Genomic DNA, 19738 nt, shown 5'->3' with positions numbered 1-19738 from the left:
CTCGTCGGCAGTGGCCTACCCGCCGTGCGCTGTTCCATGCAGGACGGCCGTCGCGAGAACGGCAGGGTGAGCCCGTCCGGCCCACGTGCCGACCAGGGCGTCGCGATCGGCCGGGTCGTCCAGCGGGACGCGATGCAGGGTGAGCACGGCGGTGCCGACGTCGACGACGGTGTCGGTGCCGCGGGTGTCGACCGACGGCGCGTGGACGTCGGGAACGTCGGCGCCGGCCTGTCCGGTTCCGTGGACGAGTGCGGTGACTTCGCGCTCGGGCCCGGGCTCGGCGTACTCGAACGCCGCCTGAGTTCCGCCCGTGAGAACGGTCCGCAGCAGCGTCGCCAGATACACCGGATCGTGCGCCGCGTCGTGAACGTGGCGGGTCCCGAGCACGCTGTGCTCCATGGTGGTGATCAGCGTCGTCTCGGCGCCGGGTAGCGGTGCCGATCGGTACGTGAGAGGCACGTGCAGGATCGTCCCGTCGGCGGCGCGGAGCAGGTGCGACTCAAGTCCCACCTCGCCGTCGGGATCGTCGAAGCGGTAGGCGTCGACGACCTCGAGAGTGCCGGCGTCGATGCCTGCCGCCCACGGCTGCAGCGGAACCCACTGCCGCAGCAGGTCGATCTTGGTGGGAACGATGGTCGCGCGATGAATCAGGGCCACGCCGCGCACGCTACGCCGCGGTGTCAGTCCTCGGCGGAGGTCTCTGCGGCAACGGTGCCGAAGATGTCCGCGCGTCCCACGCCGTCGAGTACCGCGTGCCGGAGCTCGGGTGGCACCAGCAACACCTCGCCGCCGACGAGCAGTCCCTGGTCGATGAACGCTCGGAGCTTCGCGGTAACCAACTCCGCCGTCCGCTTGTCCTCGCCCTCGAGGTCGTCGTAGTTCTCGTCCAGGTTGCCCTCGGGCGGGTCCGGCGTCATGGCGGCCAGCACCGCCTGGGCGACGAAGCTGTCGGCGACCGAGGCGGAGACGTCGATCTCGTCGTCGGCGGACAACTGCGCCGTGACGTGCGCCGCGACGACGGTGCGCAGAGCGTCCGCCTCGCGCGCCCGGACGTACGCCGCGAGTGGTCCGGGAGCGGCGCCGGCGTCCGAGATCTCCACGACGCCGGACGACACGGCGGTGGTCCAGGCGTGGGCGAGTTCGGGCACGTCGGCGGGCATCTGGAACGTCGACGCGGGCACGGTGAGCCCCAGCGCGGCGGCCACCTCCTTCGCGTCGATCGGCCGACCGGTGCTCGACCAGGCGAGCAGGGCGTCGACGTCGCGGACGATCGCGAGCTCGGCCAGTGCCGCCGACTCCGCGTCCGCAGTCACCTCGGGCAGGGTGATGTCCTCGGGCGTCAGCGTGTCGGGGACGCCGTCGACGAAATCGGTGAGGTCCTCCATGCAGTGCTCGTAGTCGGCGTCGCTGCCGCTCCAGATGTCCTCGTCGTCGAGGAACGTCAGATAGGACAGGGCGCTGAACACGAGGTGGAGCGCGGCGTCCTCGCTCGCCTCGGTGTTCTGCGCGAGGACGGATTCGGCGGCGTCGAGAACGAGGTGGGCGTCGTCCGGGGTCCAGGCCGTGGGGGTGAATCCGTCGTGGACCCGGGTGAGTTCACCGAGGAGCGACTCGACGACGCGACGCGTCGGCTCGACGTCTCCCGCGCCCTCCTGAGCGGCCATCCACGTCACGAATCGAGCGAGCACCCGTTCTGTCGTGGACGCCGTCGGCCCCGAGGTCTGTCGGCGTCGCCGCGCCGCGGTCTTGGCGGCGCGCTTCTGCCCGCGGTTGCCCGGTCGGTTGGATCCCATGCGCCGACCTTAATGCGGTCACCGGTCCGGTCGTCCCGTCAGGTCGACACGGGCTGTGACCCAGATCATGTGTCGTCGGCGCGCGCTTCTCCGTTCTCTGTACGACTCACCTTCATACGAACACGAGCGCGCCCGGTAGGGGCAGCGTCGAAAGGAGTGCATCATGGCCGACTTCATCGAGAAGGCTCAGAACAAGGTCGACGAGGCCGCAGGCGCCGCGAAGAAGAAGGCCGGAGAGGTCACGGGCGACGATTCGCTGCGTACCGAGGGTGCAGCCCAGCAGACCAAGGCGGACGGCAAGCAGGCCGCCGACAAGGCCGGTCAGGCTGTCGACGATGCCGCAGGTGCAGTGAAGGACAAGGCCGGGGACGTCGCAGACAAGGCGGAGAACGCGGCGAACAAGGCTTCCGACAAGGCCGACGAGGTCGCGGACAAGGCTGCCGGCAAGGCGAACGAGGTGGCCGACAAGGCCGGGGGCGTCGCGGAGAAGGCAGCCGACAAGGCTAACGAGGTCGCTGCCAAGGCGCAGGACAAGGCCGGCGAGGTCGCCGATCGTGCCAAGCACGCCGCGGACAACGTCGCCCAGCAGGTGCGCAGCTTCGACGCGAACTCGTCCGACGTGAAGAAGGCCTCCGCAGTGAGCGCCCCCGTCATCGCCGCCGTCGTCGGTGCGATCGTGGCCGTCGTCGTGGTGCGCCGTCGGCGCAACGCCCCGCGCCGGGTCGCCCAGAAGCGACTGTCGGTCGCGCAGAGCTTCGGTCAGGATCTGGCCGAGACGGTGAAGCACAAGCTCGACCGCTGATCACCGAGAGATATCCGGGTCAATGCTGCGGACTGTTCGTTCGAACGAGGGGGCAGCGTTGATCTGATCACCGTGCACCGTCACCACGGAGCACAGTGACCACCATCCGGATGCGGCGTCTGCACGGGGCAGGCGCCGCATTCGTGTGTCCGGACACTGCTGACCGGTTCCGCGGGAACCGAACGTGAGTCCTGCCCGTCCATGCCTGCACACGCCGCCGACGACCGGTCGCCGGCGCCGGGCGGGGGGAGCACGGCATGGAACACACGGCTGTCGACGCGGCGACCATGGTGGACGCGGCCAGGGCGTTGGGCAGGGTGTCGCTGGATCTCGAGCGGGAGGTCGCGGAGGCCGCCTCGGTCGTCGCCGCGGTGTCCGCCTCGTGGCAGGGCCTGGCGGCGACAGCGTTCGTCGACGGGTGGGGCACCGTTCATCACGGCGCCCGATCGGTGGTCGCGGCGCTCGAGGACTCAGCGGGTCGACTCGAGATCGCAGCCATTGCCTATGCGGGACAGGACGACACGGCCGCGGCCGCGATCGCGGGTGCGGTGTGACGGGCTACCGAGTGGACCTGGCCGAACTGGATGCCGTGGTCGTGAGGCTGACGCGGTTGGCCGAGGCCACGCGGGTCGCGCTCGACGACGTGTCGGTGCGGGTGTCCGCCCTGCCGTGGGAGGGCACGGCGGCAGAGGCTCATCGCGCCGCGCAGAGCGCATGGTCGGCTGGGGCTCGCGAGATGGCGGTCGGTGTCGAGACCATGAGAGACGCTGCGCGCCGCGCACACTCGTCGTACACCGCGGCCCTCCAGTCGAACAGCCGCATGTTCGGGCGCGACTGATGGCGCCCCCGGTCGTTCTCGACGTGTCACCCGAGGTCTACGCCGAGGCGGCTCGGTCGGTGTATCGCGCGGACGAGATCATGGCGAGTGCGGTGAACGTCCACCACGGTGCGTCGCGCGCGTGGGCCGCGATGGCGGGAAGCGACGCCGCGGGTGAGCAGTGGGGCCGGGCGTACGACGGATCCGTCGTCGATCTCTCCCGCGCACTCGCCACGACGTTCTCGGCGACGTCGGTGCTGGCGCGGCTCGTCGATCAGGCAGGTGCGAATCACGTTGCGGCGGAGTCGATCGCGGTGGTTGCGAGTACCCCGCCGCCGGCAGGACGGGCACCGTCCGCCGCGCGGCAGCTCGAGTACCCCAGCGCGGTGGGTGACCTCGGCCCGGGGCTCCAGGGTGCGGTGGAGCTGGCCGACGCGGTCGGCGTGCCGTGCCCCAACGGCGACACCGACGCACTGCGGGACGCGTCGAACGCGTGGATCGTGCTGGGGCAGGCGATGCTCGACGCACGGTCCGAGGTGCTCGGTGCCGCGGCCGATCTGGGTGCCGTGGACGTGCCGGAGCGGGACGCGATGGTGCGGGACCTCCGTCGACTGTCCGAGGCAGTGGAAGCGGTGGCGGGTGCGTGCTCGGGGCTGGCCGCCGCGTGCCACGACTACGCCGAGCAGCTCGAGAAGACGCGCCGCGACATCCGCGACCTGATCGAGCAGTTCGCAGTGGAGGAGGCGGCGGCCGTCGCGGTCGGTATCGGGTTGGCCTTCGTGTCCGCGGGACTGTCGGCCGCGGCGGGAGCGGCGATCACGGCCGGTCGTTTCGCACGTACCGCCTCGAGAGTGCGCGCGGTCATCGCGGCGCTGCACGCGTTCGCTCGGATGCGGCGCACCGAGACGTCGATGGCGACGGTGCGACGAGCTGCCGACGACGTGGAGGATCTGACCACTCGTGTGCCCGTCGGCCTGGACGACGTCAGTGCGGCGGAGCGTGCTGCCGGTCCGCCGCCGGCAGGGTGGTCGTCCACTCGTGCGCTCGACGACCACTTCGCGCGCCACGGCGCCGACGTGGGTGCACGGTCGGTCGACGAGTACGCCGACCTCGCGGCGCGGTTCCGCACGGAGGGCTCGCATCAGGTCAAGGTCGGCCCGGACGGCACCGTGCGGATGTACGACCCGGAGACCAACACGTTCGCGTCCTACACGCCGGACGGCACCACCAAGACATACTTCAAGCCCGGATCCGGTGCGTCGTACTGGGACCGCCAACCAGGAGTTCCGGAATGACCACTCACCTCTGCCCGGTCTGCCACTACCCCGGTCTCGCGGACCCGCCGTGGTCGGAGGCGGGAGCGTCGTACGAGATCTGCCCGTCGTGCGGCTACGAGTTCGGTGTCACCGACGACGATCTGGGGGTGACGCCCGAATCCTGGCGCCGGCTGTGGATCGACCGCGGGCATCCGTGGAGTTCGACGGCACCGCCGCCGCCCGGCTGGGACGGCGCACGGCAACTCCGGCGCTGACGTGCGGGAAGGCCGGAGGCCGGTCGGTGGACTGCGGGAAGGCCGGAGGCCGGTCGGTGGATCTCCAGTGTCAGGGGAGCAGGTGCGAGTACGCGGAGCACGTGGAGGCGACGCCGATGTAGACGAGTCCGTCCGACTGCTCGTCCGACCATCCGCGCACTCGCGTCCGGTCGGCGGTGTCGGCGAGGATGTCGACTCCGGTGCGTCCGACGGCGAGGTCTCGGCAGATCGAGGTGACCGAGGTGTCCATGAAGGCGGCGGTGTCCGGGTCGGTCGGGTAGCCGGCCATCTGCATGATCTCGGCGAAGGCGTCGAACGGTTCCTCGGCGGCCTGCTGGGCGAGGGGAGCGATCTGCACCGCCGGAGTGTCGAGGGCGACGGGCGAGTCGACTGCGGTGACCGGCGCGGCGGGTGCGGGGGCGTCCGAGGCACTGGCCGTGGCGGGGGCACTGTCGGACAGCACCATGGTGGCGGTGGCTGCGCCGGCGAGCACGGTCACCGCGGCGCCGATCACCGCGATCCGTCGTCCGGTGCGAGTCGGTCGCCGATGTGCTGGCATCACGTGTCCTCGGTTGGTGGGTCAGTCGCTGACTTATACCCATTTCCGAGCAGAATGTTACTGCAGTCTCACAGGAATCAGGGAGGACGCGCGCATGGAGAAGGTGACGGCCCGGACTCTCGGGGCGTGGGTCATCACGGTGAATCCCCGCAGGACCGACGTCGCCTCGTTGCTCGCCGACGGGCACGCGGGCGGTGACTGGTGCGTGGCGCCCAACTACCGTTCGCGCCTCATGGCGGCCGGTCAGCCCATCCTGCTGTGGGTGAGCAACCGATCCGGCGTGCACCCCGCGCGGGGATTCTGGGGCGTGGGGACCGTGCTCGGCCCCGCTGTCGACATGCACGATCCCGACGATCCGCGCCTTCACGTTCCCACCGAGATCACCACGCTCGGCGAGCCCGTGACGGCCGCGGAGTGCGCCGGGACGGCCGGGCTGGACCGACTCGAGATGCTCCGGTCGCCCCAGCAGTCGAATCCGTCCGTGGTCACCGCCTCGGAGTGGTCGCTCCTTCGCGCTCGTCTCGAACGGGCACCGGAGGCGCCCGGCCTTCTCTAGTGTCCGAGGTATGACAGCTGATGTTCGCGCGAGCACGGTCGACGCAGTCCTGACGAGGTCGGCGCGTCGGTACCCGGACCGGGCAGCCCTGGAGTTCGACGGTCGAACGCACACCTATGCGGCACTGGACGCGGCGGTGTCCCGCGTCGCTCGGTACCTGGTGTCGACGGGGCTCGCACCGGGAGAGCGGGTCGCGGCCTACGGCACCAACTCCGACTCCTACATCGTCGGGTTCCTCGCCTGCTGCCGTGCCGGGCTGGTGCACGTGCCGATCAACTACGCCCTCGTCGAGGACGAGTTGACCTACCTGGTCCGCCAGTCAGGTGCTCGCGCGCTGCTGGTCGACGACGCTCTGGCGCCGGCGGTCGACGCCGTGCGGACGGGTCTCGATCTCGACGTCGTGCTCTCTCTGCAGGAGCTTCTCGACCTACCCGACGCGTCGGTCGCGCTGCCCACGGTGCGGACCACCGATCTCGCCCAGTTGCTGTACACCTCGGGAACGACGTCGAAGCCCAAGGGCGCGATGATGTCTCACGGTGCGCTGGTGAGCGAGTACGTCTCGTCCGTCCTGGCACTGGCGTTCACCGCCGACGACGCCCCGCTCATCGCGATGCCGCTGTACCACTCGGCCGGCATGCACGTGTTCGCCCTGCCGTACCTGTCGGTCGGCGCGACGGTGCGCCTGATGGCGAAGCCGGACGTCGCGGAGATCCTGCGCCGCGTCGAGGCCGACCGCATCGGTTCGCTGTTCCTGGCGCCGACGGTCTGGGTCCCTCTGGCGGGACACCCGGATCTCGAGACCCGCGATCTGTCGTCCCTGACCAAGGCGCAATACGGGGCATCGATCATGCCGGTCACGGTGCTGGAGCGGCTGCGGGCGCGGTATCCGGATCTTCGGTTCTTCAACTGTTTCGGACAGTCGGAGATCGGTCCGTTGGCGACGGTGTTGCAGCCGGAGGAGCACGATGCACGGCCCGCCTCGTGCGGGCGCGCCGTCTTCTTCGTCGAGACGCGGGTGGTGAACGCCGACGGTGAGGACGTGGCGGACGGTGAACCCGGCGAGATCCTCTACCGCTCACCGCAGTTGTGCGACGGGTACTGGGAGAACCCGGACGCCACGGCCGAGGCCTTCCGCGACGGATGGTTCCACTCCGGTGATCTGGTGACCCGGGACGCGGAGGGATTCGTGACGGTGGTGGACCGCATCAAGGACGTCATCAACACCGGCGGCATCCTGGTGGCGTCGCGGGAGGTCGAGGACGCGATCTACACCCATCCGGCGGTGGCCGAGGTCGCGGTGATCGGCGTTCCGGACGAGAAGTGGATCGAGGCGATCACGGCGGTGGTGACGGTGAAGGACGGTCGTGCGGTGACCGCCGAGGAGATCATCGCCCATGTCTCGGGTCGCATCGCACCGTTCAAGATCCCCAAGCAGGTGCGGTTCATGGACGAATTGCCGCGTAACCAGAGCGGCAAGCTGCTCAAGCGCGCGCTGAGGTGATCGAACCGGCGTTCGGCGTGTTACCTGTGTGACTGGTGTGACTGGTGGTACCTCTGACACCGAGAGCTTCCGCGTGTCGCGGTAGCCGAATCGGTCGGGGAGTCGGTCATGCAGGTCGGTAGACGCGTTGCGCAGATTCTGTTGGTGGTGGCGACGGTGATCGCCACCCTGTCGGTGCCGACCGCGTCGGCGGCGAGTCCGTATGTCGGACGCCAGGGCATCGGGCTCAACGGCATCGACTTCCGGAGCAGCTCGAGCGCCCAGCAGGCACAGGCGACCCGGGTCGCGGGTACGGGCGCCAAGTGGGTCCGCATCGAGATCGACTGGTGGTACGTCCAGGACGGTGGGCCGACCGCCTACAACTGGTCGGGTCCGGACGGTGCTGTGGCGGCGGCCAAAGCGAAGTCCCTCAACGTCCTGCTGCTCATCCAGAAGACACCGCCGTGGGCTCGGACCACCAGCGACGGCAGCACACCGCCCACGAACCCGGACGACTACGCGACGTTCGCCGCCAAGGTCGTGAGCAGGTATGCGCCGCAGGGGGTTCGGTCGTTCGAGGTGTGGAACGAGCCGAACCTGTGGATGTTCTGGGCCGACCCGGTGACGGGCAAGCCGAACGTGCAGGGTTACGTCGATCTGCTGAAGGCGGCCTACCCGAAGATGAAGGCCGCCACCACCAGCACCATCAGCATCGTGGCCGCCGGACTGTCCCCCTACGGCACCACGGGTCAGAGCCCGGAAGGGCACGCCGTCTCACCGATCACCTACCTCGATCAGATGTACGACCTCGGCGCCGGACCGTACTTCGACGCCGTCGGCTGGCACCCGTACACCGCGCCCGCGTTGCCGAACGACACTGCCGACTGGAACGCGTGGTCGCAGATGAGCGTCGACTTCACCAATCCCGACGGCACGATCTACCAGAAGAGCGCGCGCACGATCATGACCGAGAACGGCGACGCCGGGAAGCTCATCGTCATGACCGAGGCCGGCGCCGCCACTGCGGGCGACCCGAGCGTCAGCGAGCAGGTACAGGCGACGGCCTACCGACAGGCCGTCGACAACCGCCTGTCCTACTCGTGGGCCGGGCCGATCTTCTTCTACGAGACCACAGACCGCGCCGCGATGACCGCGGTGAACCCCGACAAGGAGAACTACTTCGGGGTCTACCGCTCGAACGGGGTGGCCAAGCCGGCGGTGACGGTGCTCAAGAGCGTGCGCTGAGCTCACTCACACCCGACGCCGTCTCCGTCGCGGTCCAGGTGCGAGCCGTAGCCGGGGTCGCCCACGCGGACGGGCGCTGCGCCGGCGTTCCGAGCCGCGGTGCAGTTCGTGTAGTACGTCGATCCGGACGACTCGGGAACGGCGGCCGGCGCGACGTACGGAGCCGGTGCGGGTACCGGCGCGACGAACGGCACGGGCGCCGGGACGTAGGCGCGGTCGACGTCCGGCACCTCGACGTACGGGGTCTCGACGTACGGGGTCTCGACGTACGGCACCGTCGTGGTGGGCGGCGGTGCGTACACGGTGACGGTCTCGGGAGTGGTCGTGACGGCAGTGGCCGTCGACGTCGTGGTGGTCGGCCGCGGGGTGGTGGTCGGTGCGGCCGACGTGGTGGTGAGGGTGGTCTCCGCGCTCGCGGCGACGGGTTCGGGTTCCTGCATCAGCCCCAGTCCGACGGCGGACAGGCCCACGAAGGCGGCGACAGCGGCCGTGATCTTGCCCTTGTTGCCCTTCTTGCGGGCCTCGATGTGGGGCGGCTGGAACGGCGGCGGATACGCGGTCATGCAGGTCCTCAGGTGAATGGCAGCAACGGGTCACACCACACGTCGCGCGGGTCGCGCGTCACGTTACAGGGTGGTTGGTTTCCGCCGGAACGCGCTGCTCAGGGCAGTGCGGTCAGAGTTCGGACCACGTCCGAAGAATGCAGGACATCGGTGACCACGCGATCGATCCGCCCGGCGTCCTCCGCGCCGACGAGCCGTTCGATCTTCTCCAGTATCTGTGCGTGGTCCAACGGGAAATGGTCGACGTCGCCCACCGGATCAGGTGAACCCGCCGACACGGTCTCGCCGGAGACGAGAACGATGTCGACCTCCGCGGCGCGTCGGTCGGGCAGCAGCGCCGTGAGCGCGGGCGACGACTCGACGTCCACCCGCGCGCTGAACTCCTCCGCCGCACGGAAGGTCGCGCTGCCGGGCGTCAGGGTCTCCACGTCGATGCTTCCGGCCACCACCGCGGCGGACACGACGAACGGCAGCGAGAACATCGCACCGAGCCGCGTCGAGGGGTGCCGACCGAACAGGGGTTCCGCCAGCGCGTGGGTGCGGACGCGCACGCTCGCGATGTCGGCGGTATCCAGGTTCGTGCGCAGAGCGTGCACGATGTCGACGGCGGCGTGGGTGTACGAGCAGCTGGCATGGCGCTTCGCGTACCCCTGATCGAGGGCGAACGTGCCGTCCGGCGCGGGTGCGAGCCTGTCGGCATCGAGAGTGCCGACGATGTCCCCCAGGGTCGTCGCCGCCGCGCCGCTGTTGTGCACCAGTCCTGCCGAGGACAACCGTGCGGCGTCGAGTCCCGCACGGACGGCGCCGCCGATCCACAGGTTCCGGCCGAAGTTGCCCGCGAGCACCACGGCCCACGGTGCGACGTGCACGAGCGCGGTCGAGGCGTCGATCGCGGCCGCCGTGCGCTCGGCGTCGAGATCCCACACGACGGCGGCGGCGGCGGCGGCGCCGGTCGCTCCCCAGTGTCCGTGGGTGTGCCACTTCGGGTCGCGGGTTAATGCGGCACCGAAGCGGGTGGCCACCTCGTAACCGGCCACCACGGCGGCGACGAACCGGGCGCCCGACACCGGCTGCGCGCCGAGGCGGGCCGCTGCGACGGCGGCCGGAAGCACATGGGCGGCAGGGTGACCCGCCGCGTACTTGTTGCCCTCGTCCAGTTCGAGGCAGCACGAGGCGATCGCGTCCAGGTAGGCCGCCGTCTCCACGCCGGTGTGGGCGCCGCGACCGACGGTGGCCGTCGTGCCCGGTTCGGTTCGCCACCGCGTGAGAAGCGCGGTCAGTTCCGGTGTCCGCGCTCCCGCCAGGGTGACACCCAGAAGGTCGAGCAGCACGGTGCGGATCCGACTCTCGTACGCGGTACCGGTCGCGGGTAGGTCCACGCAGAACCGCGCCAGATCGTCGATGCGCATCCGCACCTGTTCCGCTGGAAGGAACGCCGTCGAGTCGGTCATGCGGCAACGCTAGGACTGACGCTCGTGCTGGTCAATACATCTGCCGGACGTGATCAGGGCTGCTAGGGTCGGCATCGACAACAGTCAGGCATCGCGGTGTCTTCGGTGGCGATCCGCTCAGCGGAACACAGCTCGCCGTGAACCCCAGTCCAGAGGAGAGAATCGAGCCATGTCGGACAGACTTCTCGAGGCCGTCACGGCCGGTGTACGCACGGTCGATCTCGGACGCCAGCTGCGGGTCGGTATGCCGCAGTCGCCGAATCACCCGCAGTTCTGGCACACGCTTCCGCGTCGGCACGGTGACATGACCCGGTCGGACGGCGGCAGCGCCGCGAACGACATGATCACCACCGGAACGCATGTCGGAACCCACATCGACGCGCTCGCCCACGTCTCCCACGAGGGGAAGATGCACGGCGGTGTCGACGCGGCCGAGGCCGGTGTCGGCGGCAAGTACGTCGAGCTCGGCGTGCACACGATCGCGCCGATGATCCGCCGCGGCATCCTGCTCGACATTCCGGCCGTGCGCGGAACCGAGCGACTCGAGGGCGGCGACGAGATCACGGTCGACGACCTCGAGTCCGCCTGCGCCGCTCAGGGTGTCGAGGTGTCGGCCGGCGACGTCGTGCTGATCCGCAGTGGGTGGGCACAGTTGTTCGACGAGGGTCAGCCCTATGTCGGTGGTCCGTCCGGGGTTCCCGGCGTCGGCGAGCCCGGCGCGCAGTGGCTCGCGGCCCGAGAGGTGCACGCTGCGGGCGCCGACACCATCGCCTTCGAACGCCTCGCGCCGGGCGGTGGCCACGCGCTGCTTCCCGCTCACCGAGTCCTGCTGGTGGAGAGCGGCATCTACATCATCGAGGCCCTCGATCTCGAGGAGCTCGCACGCACCCGGACGTACGAGTTCACCTTCGTCCTGGTGCCGCTCAACATCTTCGGCGCCACGGGATCGCCGGTGCGCCCCCTCGCGGTGGTGTCGGCATGACCGAGTCCACACTCGCCCGCACGCTGGCGGAGTTCGCGGTCGAGCACTCGTTCGACGATCTGCCTGCCGACGTGGTGGACAGCATCGGGCTCCGCGTCCTCGACACGCTCGGGATCGCGATCGCCGCCACGGAACTCGACACCAGCGCGATGGCCACCGCGTGGGCGCGGGAGCAGGGCGGTCGAGCCGTCGCCTCGGCCGTCGGAGTGGAGGAGAACCTCCCGCCGACACTCGCGGCCTTCGTCAACGGGGTGCTCGCGCACTCCCTCGACTTCGACGACACCCACCTGCCCTCGGTACTGCACCCCAGCGCGTCGGTGGTACCGGCCGCACTCGCCGCGGCGCAGCAGCACGGTGCCTCCGGCCGGGACCTGGTGCGCGGCATTGCGATCGGCCTTGAGGTGTGTGTCCGCCTCGGCATGGCGGGTTTCGATCCGGAGACGAAGAACTCGGTGTTCTTCGAGAACGGGCAGCACGCCACGTCCATCTGTGGAGCCATGGGCGGTGCGGCCGCTGCCGCGGTGATCGGCGGCGCCTCGGCCGACGGCATCGTCGACACGCTCGGTATCGCGGCGTCGATGGCGGCCGGCATCATCGAGGCGAACCGCACCGGTGGCACGGTCAAGCGCATGCACTGCGGGTGGGCGGCGCACTCCGGCGTGTCCGCGGCGGGTCTCGCTCGGCACGGCATCACCGGACCGCCGACGGTGCTCGAGGGCAGGTTCGGATTCTTTCAGGCGTGGTTGCACCAGAGCGGGCGCGCCGCCGAGATCACCGACGGCCTGGGCAGCACCTGGGCCGCGCCGGGTCTCTTCGTGAAGCCCTACCCGGCCAACCACTTCACGCACGCGGCTCTCGACGCGGCGGCCGCGTTGCGGAGTCGGGGCATCACGCCCGCGGACGTCGAGCGGTTCGTCCTCGGTGTCCCCGCTGCCAACCTCCGGACCATCGGTGAACCCATCGAGGTCAAGCGCACACCGCAGACCGGGTACATGGCTCAGTTCAGCGGACCCTACGCGGTGGCGGTGGGCATACTCGGTGGCGGTGGACTCGGTGCGGTACTGGACGACTACACCGACGAGAAGGCCACGTCGACGGAGCGTCGCGACATCATGGCACGCGTCGACGTCGTCCCGGACGCACAGTGCGACGCCATCTTCCCGCACCAGTTCCCGGCCGTTCTCACTGCGTATCTCAGCGACGGCACCACCGTCGTCGAAGAGGTGTTGACCACGCGCGGCGGACCGGAGCGGCCGTTGTCGTTCGAGGACGTTCGAGCGAAGTTCACGGCCAACGTCGACGGCCTGCTGAGCGTGCAGGCAGCCGACGCCTTCGCAGCGCAGTGCGCCGGCCTCGCCGACCTCGAGGACCCGGGCGTGCTGTTCGATTCGATTCGTACTCTGGGGAATTAGAGTCGGACCCGGGCCAGGATCTCCCGGGCGCCGCGGACCACGGCTTCGTCGACGAAGCGTCCGTCGTCGTCGACCGTGGGCCCGCCGGCCGCCCGGTCGAACAGGTCGACGAGGCGCTCGGCCTGGCGCACGTCGTCTGCCGCCGGTGTCAGGGCATCGTTGATCACGGGCACCTGACCGGGATGCACCGCGGTGCGGGAGCGGAAGCCCATGTGCACGAAGTGCGCGGTAGTGGTGACGAACGCGTCGAGGTCGCGGAACTCGGTGGAGGTCGGTGCGATCGGTGCCTCCAGACCCGCTGCTGCGCAGCCGATCACGATGTCCGCGCGGATGGCGTCGACCACGTGCTCGGTGTCCGCCGCGCGGGTGATCCGCAGATCGGCCAGCAGGTCCACCTCGCCGATGCCGACGGTCACCAGTCGGGAACTGCTCGCCAGGTCGGTCAGGCCGCGCAGGGCGGCCGCGGTCTCCACCAGACCCACCATCGCGATGTCCGCGTCTCCGAGTCGCTCGTCCGCCTCCGCGAGGGAGGCCGCCCCGCACTTGGCCACGATGATCCCGGTGACGCCGGGTCGCGCCGCCGCGGCGAGGTCCGCGGCGAGGAACTCGGGTGTCACGCGAACCCACACCTGCGCTCCACCGTCGCGCGGACGGTCCAGCCACTGCGCGACATCGGTTCTCGCCGTGTTCTTCTGCGCGAGTGGGACCGCGTCCTCGAGGTCGAGGATGACGGCGTCGGCCGGTCCCGAGACGGCCTTGTCGAACAAGGCGGGCTTCACGGCCGGCACGTAGAGGAACGAGCGCGGCATGCGGCGGGTCATCGGGCGGCCCGCGCTTCGAGGCTCTGCGTGATCGCGCGCGCGGCGGCCAGCACCTGACCGGCGTGCGCCACGTGATCGTCGTCGGCGGTGGAGGAGTAGCGGAAGGCCGGTCCGGAGGAGCTGACCGAGCCGAGCACGTGGCCGGCCGCGTCGAAGAACGGGGCGGCGATGGAGGCGGCGCCGGTGTTGCGCTCGTTGATGGAGGTCCCGTAGCCGGTGTCCCTGATCTCCTGGAGCCGGGCCAGGAACGTCGTCTCGTCGGCGTCCGGAGTGCTGCCCCGCAGCTCCTCGAAGGCCTCGTGCGCGTAGTGCGGCGGAAGGAACGCGAGGATGGCGCGGCTCGAGGCGCCGGAGTGCAGCGGGTACTGCGGGCCGATCTCCACCACCATCTTCACCTCCTGCGGGCTCTCGTACTGGTCCAGGTAGACCCGCCGATGCCCCACCAGGACGGACAACGTCGCCGTCTCGAGGGTCTGCGCACGTAGTCGGCGCAGGATGGGAGCGGCGATGGAACGGACGTCGAGCTGGCTCCATGCCTTCGTACCGAGTCCGATGGCCGCCGGGCCGAGGGAGTAGGTGGACTCGCCCGCCACCGGCTGCACGATCGAGCGCGATGCCAGGGACTGCAGGATCCGGTGCACCACAGCCTTGCTCAGGTCCAGGCGGCGCGCGAGCTCCGTGACTCCCAGTGCCCGGTCGGACTGCGCGAAGGACAGCAGGACGTCGGCCACCCGATCCGCCGATTCGGTTCCCGTCGACGCGGAGTCGGTGCCGGTCGAGCTGGTAGTTGCGGCCATGGGGCCAACCTTCCACATTCGCTGAGTACGTGCGCGGCTTCGGCGCGTTCCGCTGAGCGAACCATACCCGTAACAAGAAAGTCATCAAAGAGCCTGTTCTGACCCAGTGATGCGTGTAATACTCAGTACTGCAGGGAATAGCCACCCACTAAGTGGTGCGCTGAGCGGAACACAGGCCGTGTCCTTCGGTCACACGGTTTCCCGAGACTCGGCGCCTCGATCGGCGCGGAAGGCAGATCCAATCATGAGAAAAGTCGTAGGCGTGCTCGCCGCAGTGGCCCTTCTGGGCACGGCTGCGTGTGGATCCTCGTCCGGATCGGACGGTTCGGGTCCCATCAAGATCGGATCCGTGCACCCCACCACCGGTGCGCTGGCCGGTGTCGGTGGACTGATGAACGACGGTGCCGCACTGGCCGTCGAGGACATCAACGGTGCCGGCGGCATCTCCTCGCTCGAGGGGCGTCCACTGGAACTCGTCACCGGTGACAGCCAGGGCAAGGCGGAGGTCGGCCAGAGTGAGGCGCAGCGTCTGATCGACGACGGCGCGGTCGCACTGGTGGGCACCTATCAGAGCGACGTGACGCAGAACGTCGCGTCGGTCGCCGAGCGCTCGCGGGTGCCGCTGGTCATCGACGTCGCGGTCGACGACAAGATCCTCGACCAGGGTTACCAGTACGCATTCCGCATCCAGCCGAACGCCTCCAGCATGGGTACCGACGGCGCCAAGGCGCTCGCGGCCATCGAGGAGCAGACCGGCCAGCCGATCGATCGCGTGTCGTACCTGCACATCGAGGGCTCGTTCGGTGACAGCGTGTTCGACGCCTTCGAGAAGGAGGCCGCGAACCAGGGCATCTCCTCGGTGCAGGAGATCACGTACCCGGCCACCAACTTCTCCGACGCCACGACGCAGGTGCGCGAGGCCGCGGTCTCCAACCCCGACGTCATCGTCGCGACGGGCTACTACCCGGACGGTCTGCTGATCGCGAAGGCCGTCGAGCAATTGAACGTGAACGTCAAGGGTGTGTACGGCATCGCCAACGGCGCCTTCGACGACAGTTCCTTCCCGGCTGCCGCCGGCACCGCCGGTGAGGGTGTGCTGTCCGCCAACTACCACTTCGATGCCACCAGCGACCGGGTCAACGACATCCGCTCGCGCTTCGAGGAGAAGTACGGCCGTCCGATGGAGACGGCGGCGATGCTGTCCTACCAGGCCGTCGAGGTCATCGCGGCCGGACTCGAGGACGGCGCCGACGCGGATCCGGAAGCGTTGCGCGAGGCCATCTCCGGGGTCACCATCGACGATCCGCTGCTCGCCTTCTCCGGTCCCATCCAGTTCGACGAGACCGGTCAGAACTCCAACGCGACGGTCATCGTGATGCAGGTGCGCGACGGCCAGGTCACCCAGGTCTTCCCGGACGAGTTCGCCACCGAGGCCATCGAGTTCCCCGCGGGAGCGGGCCGGTGACGGTCGTCGCCGAGAGCGCGGCCACGGAGAAGACCCGGCGCGCCGTGAATCCCGGCGTCGCCGTCGGGGGAGCGCTCGTGGTGATCCTCGCCGTCATCTTCTTCGTCGGCGGCAAGGACCAGGGTCTGGTCGGCCAGGCCATCGTGTCGGGGCTGCTGCTCGGCGGGGTCTACGCGCTGATCTCGGTCGGCCTGACACTCATCTTCGGTGTGCTCGGCATCGTGAACTTCGCCCAGGGCGCGATGCTCACCCTGGCGATGTACATCGTGTACGCGCTGTCGACGGCGGGGTTGCCCGTCTACGTGGCAACGCTTCTCGCAGTCCCCGTCATGTTCGTGTTCGGCATGATCGTGCAGGCCACCCTGCTCACCAAGCTCACCATCGGCGGGAGCCACGAGGGGCCGCTGCTGGTCACCCTCGGGTTGTCGTTGCTCATCATCAACGTGCTCCTCATGGTCTTCGGTGGTCGGCCCAAGTCGGTGGAGGCGCCCGTGGACGGATCGATCTCGATCCTCGGCACCGTCGCGGCCTGGCCTCGGGTGCTCGCGTTCGTCGGTGCCGCGGTCGTGGCCATTGCGCTGAAGTCGGTGCTTGAACGCACGCGCCTCGGGTTGTCGATCCGCGCGGTGGCGTCGAACTCGGAGGGCGCCAAGCTCGTCGGAGTCGACATCGGCCGCGTCTACGCGCTGACGTTCGGTATCGGCGCGGCCTGCGTGGCCGTCGCCGGCGGTCTCATGACACCGTTCACGTCTCTCACCCCGTCGGTGGGCGAGCAGTTCACGATTCTCGCCTTCGTCATCGTGGTGCTGGGCGGTCTCGGCAGTGTCGTCGGAGCCATGGTCGGCGGCATCGTCATCGGTCTGGTCCAGACGGTCGGCGCCCTGTACCTCCCCGGTACTGGATCGCTGATCCTCGTCTTCGCCGTGTTCGTCATGGTGCTCTTTCTCAAGCCCGAAGGTCTGTACGGAGGACGCCGATGACCACCACGACGGATGTCTCGACGGACTCCGCGTCCGACACGCGGCTGAAGGACTCCTGGCTGCGACGCCAGTTGCTCACGCTCGTCATCGGATTCGTGGTCGTCGCCGCGTTCCCTCTCGTGCTCGGCGAGCAGGCGCAGACGGTCGCGGTCCGGACGCTGATCTTCGCGATCATGGCGGTCGGCTGGAACCTCATGAGCGGCTTCGGCGGCATGTTCAGCTTCGGTCACGCGGCGTTCTTCGGCATCGGCGCGTACACCGGTGCGTATCTGCTGGTGGAGCACGGCATCTCGCCGTGGATCTCCATGCTCGTCGGCGCCGTGGTGTCCGCCGCGGTGGGCACCACCATCGCCTACCTCTGCCTGCGCTACCGGCTGGCAGGGTCGTACTTCGCCCTGGCGACGTTCGCCTTCGCGCAGATGTTCCTGCTGCTCGTGCAGAACCTCGAGGTCTTCAACAAGACCGAGGGCTTCAACGTGCCGATCCTGCCCCGTGATTCGTGGTGGATGCAGCAGTTCGAGAAGGGCAGTGCCAACTACCTGTGGATCCCGTTGGTGATCCTGGCGCTCGCGGTGCTGGGCACCATCTTCTACGTCCGGTCCCGGCCGGGGCAGTACGTGCAGGCGATCCGTGACGACGCCACCGCGGCAGCCTCTCTCGGCATCGACACGATGAAGTACCGGCTCATCGCGGTCGCGGCGAGCTGCGCCCTCACGGCCGTGGCCGGCGTGTACTACGTGCAGTACTACTTCTTCGTGGGCCCCGAGCAGGCGTTCGGATCCGCGGTGTCCGTCGAGGCCATCGTCCCGGCCGTCATCGGCGGCATCGGGACCATCTGGGGACCGGTGCTCGGCGCCGCGGTCATCGGGCCGCTGTCGGAGCTCATCAACGAGCTGCTGCGCAACCCGCCCGCGTTCCTCGAGTTCCTCCAGGGATCCATCGGACTCGACGTGGCGGTCTACTCGGTGATTCTCATCCTGATCGTGATCTTCCTGCCCAAGGGGATCTTCGGCACGATTCGCGAGAGGTGGCGCAAGTGAGCGTCCTGAGTATCGAGAATCTCAGCAAGTCGTTCTCGGGCATCCACGCGGTGCGCGACGTCAGCATCGACGTCCCGGACGAGCAGTTTCTCGGCATCATCGGCCCCAACGGCGCCGGCAAGACCACCCTGTTCTCGCTGTTGGCCGGCGAGCAGCCGCCCACGTCGGGTCGGGTGATCTTCGACGGCACCGACATCACGGGGTGGCCTGCGGACCGCATCGCCCGCGCAGGTCTGGTGCGTACGTTCCAGTTGATGCGGCCGTTCGAGTCGATGTCCGTTCTCGAGAACGTCACCATCGCCGCACTGTCCAAGCGTAAGTCGCGGAAGGACGCGCGTCGGCACGCTCTCGAGGTACTCGACCGGGTGCAGCTCTCCGACCAGGTGGGCGGGACGGTGTCGACGATGTCGACGGCCGGGCTGAAGCGCCTGGAGCTGGCCCGCGCTCTTGCCATGGAACCGCGGGTGGTCCTGCTCGACGAGGTGCTCGCGGGACTCGTTCCGGCGGAACGTGCGCCGATGATCGAGCTGCTGCGCTCCCTGCACAGCGGCGGGCAGACCGTCCTGTTCGTCGAACACATCATGGCCGCGGTCATGGCGTTGTCCGAGCGCCTGGTCGTCATGCACGAGGGCGCGGTCCTCACAGCGGGGGATCCGCGCACCGTCATCGAGGACCACCGCGTCGTCGAGGCCTATCTGGGTGAGGAGACCGCATGATGCTCGAGATCGACAATCTGCACGCCGGCTACCGGCGACTGGAGATCCTGCACGGTGTCACGATGCATCTGGAGAAGGACGAGATCGTCTCTCTCATCGGAGCCAACGGCGCCGGCAAGACCACGACGCTGCGCGCCCTGTCGGGTCTGGTCACGCCCAGCAAGGGCCGCATCATGTTGGACGGCAACGACATCAGTGGCAATCGCGCCGATCGCATCGTCCGGTCGGGGCTGGTGCACGTCGCCCAGGACCGCGCACTCTTCGGTTCGCTGCCGGTCTCCGAGAACCTGGAGATGGGCGCGTATACCCAGAAGCGCGGGTCCACGAAGGAGTCGCTCGACCGCGTCTTCGATCTGTTCCCCATTCTCGCCGAGCGGCGGACCCAGCGCGCGGACACCATGTCCGGAGGTCAGCAGCAGATGCTGGCCATCGGCCGCGCCATGATGTCGAAGCCGCGTGTGCTCACGCTCGACGAACCGTCCGTCGGCCTGGCGCCGAAGCTCGCCGCCGAGGTTCTCGAGGCCATCGTGCGGATCCGCGAGACCGGGGTGACGGTGCTGATCGTCGAGCAGAACGCCGCACAGGCACTCGCGATCTCCGACCGCGCCTACGTCATCGAGAGCGGATCCATCGTGCTCACCGGTACGGGAGTCGAGCTCGCCCACGACGACCGCGTCAAGGCTGCGTACCTCGGCATCTGATGCCGCACCTCTCGTCAGGAGTTTCTT

General features: G+C 69.1%; 22 protein-coding genes. 15 read left to right on the top strand and 7 right to left on the bottom strand.

Annotated elements, in window-relative coordinates; translation table 11 throughout:
* Nucleotides 1–15: 15 nt before the first annotated feature.
* Together HQ314_RS06875 and HQ314_RS06870 are read right to left on the bottom strand one after the other, a co-directional pair.
* Nucleotides 16–657, bottom strand: a complete 642-nt coding sequence (locus tag HQ314_RS06875; protein ID WP_222649687.1) for a hypothetical protein — start codon at nucleotides 655–657, stop codon at nucleotides 16–18.
* Between the two features lie 23 nt (nucleotides 658–680).
* The gene (locus HQ314_RS06870) at nucleotides 681–1793 is read right to left on the bottom strand and encodes a hypothetical protein (RefSeq protein ID WP_222649686.1); all 1113 of its coding nucleotides are present in this window, start codon (nucleotides 1791–1793) and stop codon (nucleotides 681–683) included.
* A gap of 163 nt (nucleotides 1794–1956) precedes the next feature.
* Between HQ314_RS06870 and HQ314_RS21260 the strand changes: the two genes are divergently transcribed.
* From HQ314_RS21260 to HQ314_RS06845, 5 genes are all read left to right on the top strand, one after another.
* Complete coding sequence (locus HQ314_RS21260; protein ID WP_261781490.1) at nucleotides 1957–2595, top strand: hypothetical protein; 639 nt, start codon at nucleotides 1957–1959, stop codon at nucleotides 2593–2595.
* Between the two features lie 257 nt (nucleotides 2596–2852).
* Nucleotides 2853–3149, top strand: a complete 297-nt coding sequence (locus HQ314_RS06860; protein ID WP_056442041.1) for a WXG100 family type VII secretion target — start codon at nucleotides 2853–2855, stop codon at nucleotides 3147–3149.
* Nucleotides 3146–3433 (top strand): WXG100 family type VII secretion target, encoded by a 288-nt coding sequence (locus HQ314_RS06855; protein WP_307091549.1) that lies wholly within the window; start codon nucleotides 3146–3148, stop codon nucleotides 3431–3433. The genes HQ314_RS06860 and HQ314_RS06855 overlap by 4 nt, the downstream gene beginning before the upstream one ends.
* Nucleotides 3433–4707, top strand: a complete 1275-nt coding sequence (locus HQ314_RS06850; RefSeq protein ID WP_222649685.1) for a hypothetical protein — start codon at nucleotides 3433–3435, stop codon at nucleotides 4705–4707. Before HQ314_RS06855 ends, HQ314_RS06850 begins: the two co-directional genes overlap by 1 nt.
* Entirely contained in the window at nucleotides 4704–4943 is a 240-nt protein-coding gene (locus HQ314_RS06845; RefSeq protein WP_222639501.1) for a hypothetical protein, read from the top strand. Before HQ314_RS06850 ends, HQ314_RS06845 begins: the two co-directional genes overlap by 4 nt.
* A gap of 70 nt (nucleotides 4944–5013) precedes the next feature.
* On the opposite strand, the gene HQ314_RS06840 is transcribed toward HQ314_RS06845, so the two are convergent.
* Nucleotides 5014–5502, bottom strand: a complete 489-nt coding sequence (locus HQ314_RS06840; protein WP_222649684.1) for a hypothetical protein — start codon at nucleotides 5500–5502, stop codon at nucleotides 5014–5016.
* A 94-nt stretch (nucleotides 5503–5596) separates the two neighbouring features.
* On the opposite strand from HQ314_RS06840, the gene HQ314_RS06835 reads away from it, so the two are divergent.
* The 3 genes from HQ314_RS06835 (at nucleotide 5597) to HQ314_RS06825 (ending at nucleotide 8783) form a co-directional block, all read left to right on the top strand.
* Nucleotides 5597–6058 carry a hypothetical protein gene (locus tag HQ314_RS06835; RefSeq protein ID WP_056442050.1) on the top strand — a complete coding sequence of 154 codons (462 nt, stop codon included), beginning with the start codon at nucleotides 5597–5599 and terminating at the stop codon, nucleotides 6056–6058.
* 10 nt (nucleotides 6059–6068) lie between these two features.
* Nucleotides 6069–7559: a fatty acyl-CoA synthetase gene (locus HQ314_RS06830; protein WP_222649683.1), complete on the top strand. Its 1491-nt coding sequence runs from the start codon at nucleotides 6069–6071 to the stop codon at nucleotides 7557–7559.
* Between the two features lie 108 nt (nucleotides 7560–7667).
* A complete protein-coding gene (locus tag HQ314_RS06825; protein WP_222639510.1) occupies nucleotides 7668–8783 on the top strand; it encodes a cellulase family glycosylhydrolase in 1116 nt (371 codons plus the stop codon).
* A 2-nt stretch (nucleotides 8784–8785) separates the two neighbouring features.
* Here HQ314_RS06825 and HQ314_RS21690 read toward each other — a convergent pair whose 3' ends face one another.
* Nucleotides 8786–9346, bottom strand: a complete 561-nt coding sequence (locus HQ314_RS21690; protein ID WP_222649682.1) for an excalibur calcium-binding domain-containing protein — start codon at nucleotides 9344–9346, stop codon at nucleotides 8786–8788.
* A 98-nt stretch (nucleotides 9347–9444) separates the two neighbouring features.
* Complete coding sequence (locus HQ314_RS06815; protein WP_222649681.1) at nucleotides 9445–10797, bottom strand: MmgE/PrpD family protein; 1353 nt, start codon at nucleotides 10795–10797, stop codon at nucleotides 9445–9447.
* A gap of 169 nt (nucleotides 10798–10966) precedes the next feature.
* Here HQ314_RS06815 and HQ314_RS06810 point away from each other — a divergent pair, with 169 nt between their 5' ends.
* Both HQ314_RS06810 and HQ314_RS06805 read left to right on the top strand, forming a co-directional pair.
* Entirely contained in the window at nucleotides 10967–11779 is an 813-nt protein-coding gene (locus HQ314_RS06810; protein WP_222649680.1) for a cyclase family protein, read from the top strand.
* Nucleotides 11776–13191, top strand: a complete 1416-nt coding sequence (locus tag HQ314_RS06805; protein ID WP_222649679.1) for an MmgE/PrpD family protein — start codon at nucleotides 11776–11778, stop codon at nucleotides 13189–13191. The genes HQ314_RS06810 and HQ314_RS06805 overlap by 4 nt, the downstream gene beginning before the upstream one ends.
* Here HQ314_RS06805 and HQ314_RS06800 read toward each other — a convergent pair.
* Together HQ314_RS06800 and HQ314_RS06795 are read right to left on the bottom strand one after the other, a co-directional pair.
* Nucleotides 13188–14000, bottom strand: coding sequence for a CoA ester lyase (locus tag HQ314_RS06800; RefSeq protein ID WP_222649678.1), 813 nt, complete (start codon nucleotides 13998–14000; stop codon nucleotides 13188–13190). The two genes, HQ314_RS06805 and HQ314_RS06800, sit on opposite strands and share 4 nt — an antisense overlap.
* 8 nt (nucleotides 14001–14008) lie before the next feature.
* Nucleotides 14009–14809, bottom strand: a complete 801-nt coding sequence (locus HQ314_RS06795) for an IclR family transcriptional regulator (protein WP_222645593.1) — start codon at nucleotides 14807–14809, stop codon at nucleotides 14009–14011.
* A gap of 244 nt (nucleotides 14810–15053) precedes the next feature.
* Here HQ314_RS06795 and HQ314_RS06790 point away from each other — a divergent pair, with 244 nt between their 5' ends.
* Genes HQ314_RS06790 through HQ314_RS06770 form a run of 5 tightly spaced genes read left to right on the top strand, consistent with a single transcriptional unit; the run spans nucleotide 15054 to nucleotide 19711 of the window.
* Nucleotides 15054–16274 carry an ABC transporter substrate-binding protein gene (locus HQ314_RS06790; protein WP_027504754.1) on the top strand — a complete coding sequence of 407 codons (1221 nt, stop codon included), beginning with the start codon at nucleotides 15054–15056 and terminating at the stop codon, nucleotides 16272–16274.
* Nucleotides 16271–17254: a branched-chain amino acid ABC transporter permease gene (locus HQ314_RS06785; RefSeq protein WP_027504755.1), complete on the top strand. Its 984-nt coding sequence runs from the start codon at nucleotides 16271–16273 to the stop codon at nucleotides 17252–17254. The genes HQ314_RS06790 and HQ314_RS06785 overlap by 4 nt, the downstream gene beginning before the upstream one ends.
* On the top strand, nucleotides 17251–18294 hold the full coding sequence (locus HQ314_RS06780) for a branched-chain amino acid ABC transporter permease (RefSeq protein WP_222649677.1): 1044 nt from the start codon (nucleotides 17251–17253) through the stop codon (nucleotides 18292–18294). Before HQ314_RS06785 ends, HQ314_RS06780 begins: the two co-directional genes overlap by 4 nt.
* A complete protein-coding gene (locus tag HQ314_RS06775; RefSeq protein ID WP_197027740.1) occupies nucleotides 18291–19010 on the top strand; it encodes an ABC transporter ATP-binding protein in 720 nt (239 codons plus the stop codon). The genes HQ314_RS06780 and HQ314_RS06775 overlap by 4 nt, the downstream gene beginning before the upstream one ends.
* Nucleotides 19007–19711, top strand: a complete 705-nt coding sequence (locus HQ314_RS06770) for an ABC transporter ATP-binding protein (RefSeq protein WP_222649676.1) — start codon at nucleotides 19007–19009, stop codon at nucleotides 19709–19711. Before HQ314_RS06775 ends, HQ314_RS06770 begins: the two co-directional genes overlap by 4 nt.
* The last annotated feature ends 27 nt before the right edge of the window (nucleotides 19712–19738 follow it).

The sequence above is a fragment of the Rhodococcus sp. BP-332 genome (assembly GCF_019836065.1).
In the GTDB taxonomy this organism is placed as follows: domain Bacteria; phylum Actinomycetota; class Actinomycetes; order Mycobacteriales; family Mycobacteriaceae; genus Rhodococcoides.
Note: the sequence above shows the minus strand (reverse complement) of the source record. Positions and strands in the feature narration are given on the sequence as shown.